This is a genomic window from Vibrio sp. YQ_11 (genome assembly GCF_043103065.1).
GTDB classification, from domain to species: domain Bacteria; phylum Pseudomonadota; class Gammaproteobacteria; order Enterobacterales; family Vibrionaceae; genus Vibrio; species Vibrio parahaemolyticus.
The window spans coordinates 225247-237726 of record NZ_JBICJM010000048.1 but is presented as its reverse complement, the minus strand read 5'-3'; the positions used below and the strand labels follow the sequence as shown (position 1 = coordinate 237726).

The window sequence follows — 12480 nt, the reverse complement described above, 5'->3', positions numbered from 1 at the left end:
ACTTAATTCGTTCATTTTCATTGAATTACAATAAAAAACAGTAAATAATATTGACCCGTTTACACGGGGCTTTTTTCTTTCGGAGGCACAATGCTTTACCGTCTAGCCAGAACTGGCTTTTTCCAACTTGATGCCGAAAAGGCACATGATCTTGCAATCAAGAACTTCCAACGCTTTAACGGCACACCACTCGATCTTTTCTATCGTCAACAATTACCTAACCGTCCAGTAGAATGCATGGGGTTAACATTCCGTAACCCAGTGGGTCTTGCTGCTGGTTTGGATAAAAACGGGGAATGTATTGAAGCATTCGATGCGATGGGATTTGGCTTTGTTGAAGTTGGCACAGTGACTCCTCGTCCTCAGCCAGGTAATGACAAACCGCGTTTGTTCCGCTTGGTTGAAGCCGAAGGCATCATCAACCGAATGGGCTTTAACAACTTAGGTGTGGATCATCTGGTTGAGAATGTGAAAAAAGCAAAGTTCAACTGTGTTCTTGGTATCAACATTGGTAAAAACAAAGATACACCAATCGAGAACGGGGCAGAGGACTACTTGATTTGTATGGAGAAAGTGTACGAATATGCTGGTTACATCGCTGTAAACATTTCTTCTCCAAACACTCCGGGGCTTCGCTCTCTACAATACGGTGAAGCACTCGACGAGTTACTATCAGAGCTTAAAGCGAAACAATCAGAGCTTGCAGAAAAACACGGCAAGTACGTTCCACTAGCACTTAAGATTGCCCCTGATTTGAGCGATGATGAAATCACTCAGATTTGTGAATCACTACTGAAAAACAATATCGATGGTGTTATTGCAACAAACACTACACTGGATCGAACAGTAGTTGAAGGTATGAAACACGCAAATGAAGCAGGTGGTTTAAGCGGTCGTCCGGTGCAATCTCGTTCAACAGAAGTTGTTCGCAAATTGCACGAAGCATTGGGTGACAAACTTCCTATCATTGGTGTTGGCGGCATTGACTCTTATGTTGCTGCAAAAGAGAAAATGATGGCAGGCGCTCAACTCGTACAAGTTTATACTGGCTTTATCTACCATGGTCCTGGCCTAGTACGCGATATTGTTAAAAATCTGTAGCACTCATCAAATAAATCGCTGAGAATTCAACGCTTATTTCAGAAAAAAGAGGAACTCGTTTCCTCTTTTTTTTTGTCCGTTCGTTTGTAAAATTTAGAAAATCATGAGTAGGTAATTAAGCGTCTTACCTCTTTACCATTGATTCACTAGTCAAGAGAGAACGGAATAATGCTTAAACCCAGCGACAAATGGAATTGGTATTTTGACGAGCACAAAGCTTGCTTAATGCTGGATCTGGGGGAGGAAATGATTTTCCAAACCAATCTATCCCGTAAGCTGTTGGTCAACTGTGCCTTCTCAAAAAACGAATTTACAGTCGACGATGCTAGTGCGTTTCAAACGTTTAATGAACGCATTCGTTGTCTCGATATCAATGAGTACCGTCAGGCCGAGCTAACACTTTACTGTGTAGCTGCGAAACGCTTCCATAAACCAGTCCAGCCTAAGAGTTGGTTCTTCGATGCTCAATCAACAGGGCACGAACCAGAAGAAGGGGACATGGTATTTCTATCTAACCGCTATTCTGAAGGCGTTTTCATCGTTTTAGAACCTGGCGAAGCTTCAAGCTTGTGCGCGTATGTCGGTCAAGAAGAGTTCATTCTTGATGGCCATAAAACGCTGCAGTTTGGACAGCCAATAAAAGTTATGCACGACAGAATGGTTTGTGCGAATCATTTATTTGTCATGGCTCCAATGGCTATGGTGGGTTAAACCTCTTTAAGTTTTCTCTATTTCGTTCCTTTGTTTGCCTTAATCGACCGCCTCAGGTCGATTTTTTTTATCCTTTTCCTTTCAAATACCTTTATTAATCGGCTGAAATCACTGCATTGTTAAGCACATAACTATGAAGCTGGTCACTTTTATTCCACTTTTTTCATCTTAGCGATCACTAATATTAGGCAACTTATCGCCTAACATTCCCACATTTCTTCCCCAATACGTGCAGTTGGTAAGTAAATTACAACACAACTCTGCCATTGGTATATACCAAAATTAAGGTAAATAAGTATTCACTTCTTCTTTAAGGTAAGGTTTTCGGTTAGCTAAAAGAATGGGAAAAGAAATGCTCAGCTCGAAATGTAGGAAGTTTCAGATCAAGTGATTGGTGATTGTTTGCGCTGGCGAAACTAAAAACGCCTTTAAAAACGAGGCATTGATCGTAAAGTCAGGTATAATTAAGGCCATTTTTTATTAACGAAAGAACACTATGAATCAATATCTCGCGGTAACTTCAAACGGCATGGAAAACCTGCTTGTTGAAGAACTGACTAAACTAGGCATTGAAAACGCGAAACCAGTACAGGCGGGCGTAAAATTTAAAGCCACGAATGAGCAAATCTATCGTTGTTGTTTGTGGAGCCGCTTGGCATCACGATTTGTACGTGTTTTATCTGAATTCACTTGTAACGACGACATGGATCTATACCTATCTACTTCGTCAATTAACTGGGTGAATCAATTCCACAGTTCTAAGCGTTTCGTTGTGGACTTTAACGGTACCAACCGCGAGATCCGCAACAGTCAGTACGGCGCGATGAAAGTAAAAGATGGCATCGTTGATTGCTTTGAGAAGAAAGGCTTACCTCGACCAAACATCAGCAAAGAACGTCCTGATATTCGCGTTCATGTTCGCCTTCACAAAGATAAAGCTATCTTAGGTGTTGATATGGTAGGCAGTGGCCTTCATCAACGTGGCTACCGTCCGGAATCTGGCCGAGCACCACTTCGCGAAACATTAGCAGCGGCGATCATTATGCGTTGTGGTTGGGACGGTCATCAGCCACTTCTCGATCCAATGTGTGGTTCTGGTACGTTACTGATTGAAGCGGCAATGATGGCTGCAAATATGGCTCCTGGTGTAAAACGAAAGCAATGGTGCTTTGAATCACTTGAAGACTTTGAGCCAGATACATGGGCTGAAATCAAATCAGAAGCAAACGTTCAGGCTAGACGCGGCGTCAAGAAAGTTGACGCTAAGTTTTTTGGCTTCGATAACGACCCTAAAGTGCTCAAAGTTGCACAAGAGAACGCTCGCAGAGCAGGGGTTGAGGAACTGATTGAGTTTGCTCAAGGCGATGCGGCAACTATCACGCGACCTACAGGTTTTGAAAATGGTGTGATTGTATCTAACCCACCTTACGGCGAACGTTTGGGTACAGAGCCAGGTCTGATTGCGCTTTACACCGCGTTTGGTGGCCAATTGAAAGCAGAATTTGGTGGCTGCAAAGCGTCTATTTTCTCTAGTTCAGATGAGTTGCTGAGCTGTCTTCGCATGCGTGCAGATAAGCAATTCAAATTAAACAATGGTGCGTTACCGTGTCACCAAAAAAACTACAGCATCGCAGAACGTAGTGCCGATGAAGTAAAAGGTGCAGATACCAATACTCAAATCGCTCCTGATTTTTCAAACCGTTTGAAGAAAAACATTGGCAAAATTGGCAAATGGGCTCGTAAAGAGAAATTAGATTGCTACCGCATCTATGACGCAGACCTTCCTGAATATAACGTAGCGATTGACGTATATGGCGATCAAATCGTGATTCAAGAATACGCAGCACCTAAAAATATCCCTGAAGAGAAAGCGAAACGCCGTTTGACGGATATCATTCGCGCAACGATTCAAGTGACAGGCGTAGAAGCGAACAAAGTTGTTCTTAAAGTTCGTGAAAAGCAGAAAGGTCGCAGCCAATATCAAAAGTTGGGTCAGGTATCTGAAACGTTAGAGGTGAACGAGTACGGCGTGAAGCTGATCGTGAATTTGCACGATTACCTTGATACGGGACTATTCCTAGATCATAAGATCACACGTCGTCGCTTAGGCGAAATGGCTCAAGGCAAAGATTTCTTGAACCTATTTGCTTACACAGGTAGTGCAACAGTACACGCGGCAGTTGGCGGAGCTCGTTCAACAACGACAGTAGACATGTCAAACACGTACCTGAACTGGGCAAAAGACAATATGCAGTTGAATGGTTGTATTGGACGCCAACATCGCTTTGAGCAAGCAGATTGCCTGCAGTGGCTTGAAAATGCAAAAGGCGAATACGACCTTATCTTTATTGATCCACCGACGTTTTCAAACTCAAAACGTATGGAAACGTCATTCGACGTGCAACGTGACCATATCAAGCTAATGACGAACTTGAAACGTTTGTTACGCGCAGGCGGTACGATTGTGTTCTCGAACAATAAACGTCACTTTAAGATGGATGAAGAAGGGTTGGCTGAGCTAGGACTAAAAGCTCAGAATATTTCATCGCAAACTTTGCCTTTGGACTTTTCTCGAAACAAACACATCCATAACTGCTGGCTAGTGACACACGCAGAGTAAAGAAACGATTGAGTATAAGGACGTATAAGTGCTGACATTGTATAGCACAGAGGGGTGCCATCTTTGTGAGATGGCATTTGCTCTAGTAAGCCAGGTCGGCCTGGCGGAACAAACAGATATTATCGATATCGCATTCGATGATGAACTGTTTTCTCGTTACGGCGTAACGATTCCCGTATTAAAATATCAAGATTCTGAGTTGAACTGGCCGTTCGATTTAGATGAACTCAAAAATTGGTTGGAAAATAATGGCATTACTTACCATTCATAACGCGCAACTTGCTTTCGGTGATCATCCGCTATTAGACCGCGCAGAGTTTACTTTGCAGGAAAATGAGCGTGTTTGTTTAGTAGGGAGAAACGGTGCCGGTAAGTCAACGTTGATGAAAGTACTTGCTGGCGACATCTTACTGGACGACGGCAAAATTCAAATAACACAAGATGTTGTTGTTTCTCGTTTGGAGCAAGATCCACCGCGCAACCAAGAAGGTACTGTTTATGAGTATGTCTCTGGTGGCTTAGCGGAAATTGGCGAACAGCTTAAGATCTACCATGATCTTCTTGATCTTGTTGCGCAAGACCCAAGCGAAAAGAACATCAACCGCTTAGCAAAAACTCAAGAACAATTGGATCATTCAAATGCGTGGCGTTTTGATGACCGAGTTAAAAACGTACTTAGTGCCCTAAAGTTAAGTCAAGACACATTACTTCGTGACTTATCTGGCGGCTGGCAACGCAAGGCGGCATTAGCTCGCGCTCTAGTTTGTGACCCTGATGTATTACTACTTGACGAACCAACCAACCATTTGGACGTCACAACCATCGAATGGCTAGAGAACTTCCTGAAAGATTTCAAAGGTTCAATTATCTTCATTTCCCACGACCGCGCATTCATTAAATCTATGGCGACACGTATTGTCGACTTAGACCGCGGGCAACTTTCCTCTTTCCCTGGTGATTACGACAATTACTTGCTTGAGAAAGAAGAGATGCTTCGTGTTGAAGAGATGCAAAACGCTGAGTTCGACAAGAAACTGGCTCAAGAAGAAGTGTGGATTCGCCAAGGTATTAAAGCGCGTCGTACTCGTAATGAAGGACGAGTGCGCGCACTTAAGAAACTTCGTGAAGAGCGTCGCGACCGCAGAGAAGTGCAGGGTAAAGTTAATCTCAATATCGATGATGCGTCACGCTCAGGCAAAATCGTCTTTGAAGCAGAGAATGTGTCTTTTGCTTACGACGGTAAGCAAATTGTTGATAACTTCAGCTTCAACATCATGCGCGGCGATCGTATTGCCCTTATTGGTCCAAATGGTTGTGGTAAAAGTACCGTACTGAAGTTATTGCTTGGGCAACTAGAAGCTCAATCGGGTCGCTTACATTGTGGTACCAAGCTTGAAGTCGCTTACTTCGATCAATACCGTGAGATCCTCGATCCTGAGAAAACTGTTATCGACAACTTAGCGGACGGTAAGCAGGAAGTAATGGTAGGTGGTCGTCAGCGTCACGCTTTAAGCTATCTTCAAGATTTTCTGTTTGCACCAAAGCGCGCTCGCACGCCAGTTAAAGCCTTATCTGGAGGTGAAAAAAACCGATTGTTGCTCGCTCGTATCTTACTGAAACCTAATAACTTACTTATTCTTGATGAGCCAACCAACGATTTGGATATAGAAACGTTGGAACTTTTAGAAGAAATGCTTGCCAATTATCAGGGTACGTTGCTGTTAGTAAGTCACGACCGTGAATTTGTTGATAATACAGTAACGACTAGCTGGATTTTTGAAGGTGACGGTGTAATCGAAGAGTTCGTGGGTGGTTATCATGATGCGAAGCAGCAACGTGATCAAGCACTTGCAGTTCGTTTTTCGACGGAAAAACCAGCGAAAAAAGAGAAAGTGGTTGAGGAAACTCCCAAAACAACTCAACCTAAGAACAACTCTAAGAAGTTATCGTATAAGCTGCAAAGAGAATTAGAAGCTCTTCCAGCTAAGCTAGAACAGTTAGAATCGGATATTGAAACTCTGCAAGAACAAGTGAATGACCCTGAGTTTTTCGCTAAGCCAGTAGAGCAGACTCAACCGGTATTGGAACAACTTGCTGCTTTAGAGCAGGAGTTAGAAATCGCATTCGAGAGATGGGAAGAACTCGAAGCAATGCAACAGGATAGTTAAGAATTCAATGAATTGTAGTAACAAATTCAAGTTAACCGCTGTCGCTTTGATGGTGGGTACCGTAATGAACGCAAACGCAGCATTGTATCAAGTCATCGAAGTATCGCCAGAAGTGAACGGCGATGTTGTTGATTATCAAACCGCTTATGGTGTTGCTATTCAACAGGGTGATGTAATCGATGCGTCAACAGACTCGCCATTTGCCCTAGGTTGCTTTGATGCGACGGCAAACTGCACACCAGAGCAATTTAAGCTTGCTGTTGAAACACGCACGACACCAATATCTGCCAGCCAAGAAGTTGATGGTAATAGCTACCGCGAAGAAATCCCTTTTGCGATGGATGCTGGTTTTTACTACATCCAAGAGTATAAGGACTTTGAGCGCTACTGTTTTAACCAACTTCGCTATTCTACCTGTGAATCATGGGCTTCAGTAAACTGGACTCCATGGAGTAAAGAGCTAAGTAGAGATTTCACCCCAAATGCTAAAGCATTTGTCGAAAATGACAGTAGCGCGTACGTAAACGAATACAACAATGTCATCAACAGCCTAACTGCTGACGGTAAAGCGGTCGGTAACCAGAGTATCAAAGAAGACTCATCTTCTCTAAAAACTCGTAATACCATCGTAGCTCCCGTTCTTCCAAATATTGTTACTGCAGATGGCGAAGCGAGTGTAGTAGAAAGCCACGCATGGAATACGGATGGTGTGTTTACGGTTGGAAGCGTATCCAGAACTGCAAGTAATACTAATGGCACTCACCATACCTCTAAAGCCGCTATTTGGGATCAAACTAAAGTTATCAGTGAAGTTCCTTGGCAAAGTGGGACGTCAAAAGACGGCGAAAGACTTGCTCAAGGGAGCATGCGTGATCTCGTAGTAGATGGTACGACAGTGTATGGCGTTGGTTACAACACATATGCCAATGACAATTATCTAAACGCGACCGTATTTGTTGGCAAGTTAGAATCGGAAACCTCCATTGCCAACGTCACCTGGGAAAGCAAAGTGGTTGCAGGAGCGAGACAAAAAGAGGGCGATGAAACAGTTCACCTCAACTCTAGACTTACTGATGTAAACTCAAACTTCGTAGCTATCGGTGAAGCAAAACGTTCCGGTGGATACTTGATGCCAACGGGTTCTGCGCCAAATCGTTTGTTTATTGTTGATGATGTTCGCTCTGCATCTCTCAGTGCTATTTACCCAACGACGGGCATCTTCTTCAACGGTGCGGGCGGTAAAATGGGTGGTATAAACGCTTACAACGAAATTGTGGGTCAGTTAGATGCGGAATCTACCCGTGAAGATGATGGCAAACCTCGTCGTAAGCGTGGATTTATCTATCCATATGCTCAAGGTGGAACAGTTAGTGAGCGTGCTAAAGAAATCTTCGATGGCAAAGCGTGGTTCCTCGACGATCTTACCAACGGTGCAAACGATCAGAGCGCAAGCGCTAGAGATATTTCTGACAGCAACAACGAGTTCCGTATCATTAATGCTTCAGATATCAACGATGCCGGCGTTATCTCAGCGACAGCAATGAAGTGCGCAGGCGGTTACGACACAACGGCTCACAACTCTTTCTGTAGTAGCGGTGAAGAGAAAATCGTTGCAGTCAAGCTTAAGCCGATTCCAGGTGCAACTAAAGCTAATATTCAACCACGAAGTGTTGAAGAAGAAGCAGCGGAACGTCAAGGCGCAGGCCTTGGTTGGTTAGCTTTGACCATGCTTGGTTTGTTTGGGTTCCGTAGAAAATAGTCAGTAATTTTTAATTCAAGCAGAGGCTCACAGAATTGAGCCTCTGCTTTTTTTATGCCTTGAGAAATCGCGCAATTTGATCGATTCTTATAAGTGGAGTCATAAAAACTCCATTAAAGTTTCACAATAACAGCTGTACGTTAGTAAATGGACCTGTATGAGGAATTAACTATGAAGAGACAAAAGCGTGATCGCCTAGAACGAGCTCAATCTCAAGGCTATAAAGCTGGGTTGAATGGAAGGTCTCAAGAGGCTTGCCCGTATCAACAAGTAGACGCTCGGTCGTATTGGTTAGGTGGTTGGCGTGATGCCAGAGATGAAAAACAATCTGGTCTCTATAAATAACTCTCCACATACAACAGAAGGATTCGAAAGGGCTCTTAGAGAGCCTTTTCTCGTAATTACCAAGCATAAAAAGCCCCAGATAGGGGCTTTAAAAATTTATAGAGAAGGGTAACTAGAAGCTCGAAGTATCTTGGAACAAGCCAACTTTAAGATCCTTCGCAACATAAATTTCTTTGCCGTCAACGCATACGCGGCCATCTGCTAACCCCATCACTAGTTTACGGTTCACAACGCGCTTCATATGAATTTCGTACGTTACTTTCTTAGCAGTTGGCAGAATTTGGCCAGTAAACTTCACTTCACCAACGCCAAGAGCTCGACCTTTGCCTTTGCCGCCGACCCAACCTAAGAAGAAGCCTACTAACTGCCACATGGCATCTAGACCGAGACAGCCTGGCATTACTGGGTCACCAGGGAAGTGACAATCGAAGAACCAAAGATCTGGAGTAATATCCAACTCTGCAAGAATTAAACCTTTACCAAAATCACCTTCTGTTTCAGACATTTTAGTAACTCGGTCCATCATTAGCATGTTTGGTGCAGGAAGCTGTGGGTAACCCGGACCAAAAAGCTCGCCTTGGCTAGAAGCAAGAAGATCATCACGGTTGTAAGAATCACGTTTGTTTTGCATTATCAATTACTCCAATTTTTGACAGATGCATGTTAGTGAACACGTGTACGCTAAACAACTCCGATCAGTACTAGACAAACCAGTTTTTGATGCGCTGCACAATTCCTTCTGGATGCTCATGTCTTTCAAAATTTTCAATACGTTCGGCGATCTTGCCGATGACGCTATCATCTTCGCCTCTGAATGGTTTGCCCATTAGAATTGGTATTGCTTCATCAACGGTAGAAACAGACCAAATATGGAACTCACCATTCTTAATGCTTTCTATGACATCTTTATGTAAAGCAAGGTGCTTCAAGTTCGATTTAGGCATAATAACGCCTTGATGACCAGTGAAGCCTTGGTGTTTACAAACTTGATAGAAACCTTCGATCTTCTCATTTAAACCGCCTACCGCTTGTACTCGACCAAATTGGTCCACCGCGCCAGTCACCGCGATTTGTTGATTAACCGGTGATTCAGAGAGTGCACTTACCAAACAGCATAACTCTGCCAATGAAGCACTATCACCATCAACTTCACTATAGGATTGCTCGAAAACAATAGACGCAGAGTAAGGCAGTGGCTCATCCAAATTCAAAGCAGAGCTTAGAAATGCTTGCATGATCATCATGCCTTTCGCATGAAGATTGCCTCCAAGTTCAGCTTTGCGCTCAACATCGGAAATGTCACCATCTCCAAAGTGAATAACACATGAAATTCGCGCTGGCTCGCCATAAGAGACAGGATGCCCGGCCATATCAATAACCGTGAGTCCGTTAATTTGGCCGACTTGTTCGCCAGTAGTCTCAATGATGACCTGACCATCAAGAATGTCATAAACTGCACGTTGAGGAAGGTAAGACTCTCGATAATATTTATCGTCGATGGCTTTATCTATCGCCACATAATCAATGATATTTTGATCGCTAAACTGAGCAGCTAAGCTAAGTAGTTGGCAATGCCACATCACACCTAAAGGCAAATAATGTTGGTCCTCAGTTAAACGCATGCCTGCTAATAGTAACCGTTGAAAAGCACCTTCATCCAACGATGGGAAACCGTACTCCGAACAAATCCAATTCACCAAACCTACATACAACTCTAAGTTACTTGCAGATAAGTGGATATCTTCTTCAACTTCGGTATACATCGTTAGGCCGGTTGAAAAATCTTCGTCAACATACTCAAGGTCGGCCAATTGATTACGATCGCCAGTAACAATAATCTTAACGTCAAATTCTTTTTCATCGGCCGTTAAAATAGGTAGTCGAGTAGGGCTTACATTCAAGGGTTTTACTGGCTTTCCTTGAATGGCAGACTTAATGCTCGGCCAATATCCGGGATTCGCCAAAATGAGGTTCGCTGGTAAAATCAAATACCCACCGTTAGCCTTGGAAAGTAATCCAGCTTCAACTACAGCATCGCCTTTTAAATCAACACTGTAGCGATCAAACAAGAGCTTTGCGTCCAAAGACTCTGTCACTATTGCGGGCTCTGAACCATCAGTGACCACGTCACAAATAAACTTACGATAAACCGTATTATCTGCACAGTTTATTACCAATACTCGAGTCAAGCCCTTGATTTTCTTAAATCGTTCAACAGTAGCGAGGAGTCTTGTTTGAAGTTCTACGAACTTCTTCTTAGGTAGAGAGGAGGCAGATTTTAAAATGTCGTCGTACTGTTCGAACGAAGGAGTCACGTCTTTCCAATTAAGTTGATTCATTTAATTTCATCATTATTCAATATTGCGGTTATTATAACGAAAGGGCTCTGAACTCCCTAGCGCCAATTGGTGTAGTTGTAAATGCAAATAACTCATTGAGTATCATTTGGACAAATGAGTGATCAACATCGATACTTCAAAGAGTTTTCATTGATGAATAACTATAACTGGGTTACGCTGTCACCAGGTTAGCTTTATGAGTCAGAAAGAATGAAATATCAGCAACTTGAAAATTTAGAATGTGGATGGAAGTGGAAGTATCTAATCAAAAAATGGAAAGATGGTGAAGCGATTACCAGACATATTGATACAAGTGAAGCTGATGCAGCTGTCGCCGAGTTACGACGCATAGAGCACGAGCCTACATTAGTGCTAGCTTGGATTGAAAAACACATGTCTGAAGAGCTAGAGAACAAACTCAAGCAGGCTATTCGCGCAAAACGAAAGCGTCACTTCAACGCAGAACAAGTTCATACCAAAAAGAAATCGATCGATCTTGATTACCGTGTTTGGGAAAAATTATCTAATCGAGCCAATGAACTGGGGTGTACGCTGTCTGATGCCATTGAATATTTACTTTCAGAAGCCTCAAGAAGTGAAAAAGCAAGCCAGAAAGTTACGTCCATCAAAGAAGACTTGAGTAAGCTACTATCCAGCTAAGGAGTGTTAGATGCTATATGTGATATTAATTGCTGCAATCGTCATATTCTGGTTGATCGCCGTGGATAGACCCGTGTTAAAAGTGAGTTTTGATGACGGCCACTTGAGCAAGGTAAAAGGGCATATACCTCCATCTTTTAAACATAACTTACAAGATATTGGCGAACATGACCCATTTACTGGTGAACTCAAAGTGTACAACCAACGCTCCGGAATGAGGCTGGTCTTTTCTAAAGACGTACCAAAGAAAGTTCAACAACGAATTCGAAATGTTTTCCCTCATCAAGGTTTCAAAGCCAATAAAGGTAAGAAACAAGCTTAGCCGACATATCAATTACTTATCTACGTTAAACGGGACGCAAAATTGCGTCCCGTTTTAGCATTTGACGCATAAAAAATTACAATCAGTCCATTTATCAAAAATGGGCTTACGAATGCGATACGTTGTCACTTTATTTTTATTATTGTTACCCACAGCATCAACATTGGCCGATGATTCAGAAACAAATCCAGTGGCTAAGAAAATCAAATCGACGCTACAAAAGAAAGTCGATAAGCAGTTCGACCAATATGATGGTTATTGCGATTTAATGATTGAAATGGAACATAAAGGAAAAGTAGCAATAGTAAAACGAGTTACTGGAAGCGGAGATACAAAAGTTTGCCGTTTTGCTCGTTCAAACTTAAAAACCGGTAAGCGATATCGTTACAAACATCCTGAAAAATATATCCGTATACATATAACAACTGGTTCGTGAACCTTCAGCTTACAGTAAG

Annotated in this window: 12 protein-coding genes; 10 read left to right on the top strand and 2 right to left on the bottom strand. The window is 42.8% G+C overall.

Features of this window, described 5'->3' with window-relative positions:
* Nucleotides 1–90 precede the first annotated feature (90 nt).
* The 7 genes from pyrD to rmf all read left to right on the top strand — a co-directional run bounded on the left by pyrD (nt 91) and on the right by rmf (nt 8704).
* The gene (gene pyrD / locus ACF8EG_RS19565) at nt 91–1101 is read left to right on the top strand and encodes a quinone-dependent dihydroorotate dehydrogenase (protein WP_005458264.1); all 1011 of its coding nucleotides are present in this window, start codon (nt 91–93) and stop codon (nt 1099–1101) included.
* Nucleotides 1102–1269: 168 nt separating this feature from the next.
* On the top strand, nt 1270–1812 hold the full coding sequence (locus tag ACF8EG_RS19560; protein WP_005494967.1) for a cell division protein ZapC: 543 nt from the start codon (nt 1270–1272) through the stop codon (nt 1810–1812).
* A gap of 496 nt (nt 1813–2308) precedes the next feature.
* On the top strand, nt 2309–4432 hold the full coding sequence (gene rlmKL, locus ACF8EG_RS19555) for a bifunctional 23S rRNA (guanine(2069)-N(7))-methyltransferase RlmK/23S rRNA (guanine(2445)-N(2))-methyltransferase RlmL (RefSeq protein WP_069507012.1): 2124 nt from the start codon (nt 2309–2311) through the stop codon (nt 4430–4432).
* 28 nt (nt 4433–4460) lie between these two features.
* The gene (locus tag ACF8EG_RS19550) at nt 4461–4703 is read left to right on the top strand and encodes a glutaredoxin family protein (RefSeq protein ID WP_011105882.1); all 243 of its coding nucleotides are present in this window, start codon (nt 4461–4463) and stop codon (nt 4701–4703) included.
* Nucleotides 4681–6600, top strand: a complete 1920-nt coding sequence (locus ACF8EG_RS19545) for an ABC transporter ATP-binding protein (protein ID WP_069507007.1) — start codon at nt 4681–4683, stop codon at nt 6598–6600. The genes ACF8EG_RS19550 and ACF8EG_RS19545 overlap by 23 nt, the downstream gene beginning before the upstream one ends.
* A gap of 7 nt (nt 6601–6607) precedes the next feature.
* Nucleotides 6608–8359: a DUF3466 family protein gene (locus ACF8EG_RS19540; RefSeq protein WP_069507005.1), complete on the top strand. Its 1752-nt coding sequence runs from the start codon at nt 6608–6610 to the stop codon at nt 8357–8359.
* A gap of 171 nt (nt 8360–8530) precedes the next feature.
* Nucleotides 8531–8704, top strand: a complete 174-nt coding sequence (gene rmf, locus ACF8EG_RS19535) for a ribosome modulation factor (protein ID WP_005494976.1) — start codon at nt 8531–8533, stop codon at nt 8702–8704.
* A gap of 112 nt (nt 8705–8816) precedes the next feature.
* On the opposite strand, the gene fabA is transcribed toward rmf, so the two are convergent.
* Nucleotides 8817–9335, bottom strand: a complete 519-nt coding sequence (fabA, locus tag ACF8EG_RS19530) for a bifunctional 3-hydroxydecanoyl-ACP dehydratase/trans-2-decenoyl-ACP isomerase (protein ID WP_005390081.1) — start codon at nt 9333–9335, stop codon at nt 8817–8819.
* Between the two features lie 70 nt (nt 9336–9405).
* Complete coding sequence (locus ACF8EG_RS19525; RefSeq protein WP_069507003.1) at nt 9406–11043, bottom strand: Lon protease family protein; 1638 nt, start codon at nt 11041–11043, stop codon at nt 9406–9408.
* Between the two features lie 210 nt (nt 11044–11253).
* On the opposite strand from ACF8EG_RS19525, the gene matP reads away from it, so the two are divergent.
* From matP to ACF8EG_RS19510, 3 genes are all read left to right on the top strand, one after another.
* Nucleotides 11254–11703, top strand: coding sequence for a macrodomain Ter protein MatP (matP, locus tag ACF8EG_RS19520; RefSeq protein WP_005494981.1), 450 nt, complete (start codon nt 11254–11256; stop codon nt 11701–11703).
* 10 nt (nt 11704–11713) lie between these two features.
* A complete protein-coding gene (locus ACF8EG_RS19515; RefSeq protein WP_005494983.1) occupies nt 11714–12025 on the top strand; it encodes a DUF3634 family protein in 312 nt (103 codons plus the stop codon).
* Nucleotides 12026–12137: 112 nt separating this feature from the next.
* Entirely contained in the window at nt 12138–12461 is a 324-nt protein-coding gene (locus ACF8EG_RS19510; RefSeq protein WP_015296753.1) for a hypothetical protein, read from the top strand.
* The last annotated feature ends 19 nt before the right edge of the window (nt 12462–12480 follow it).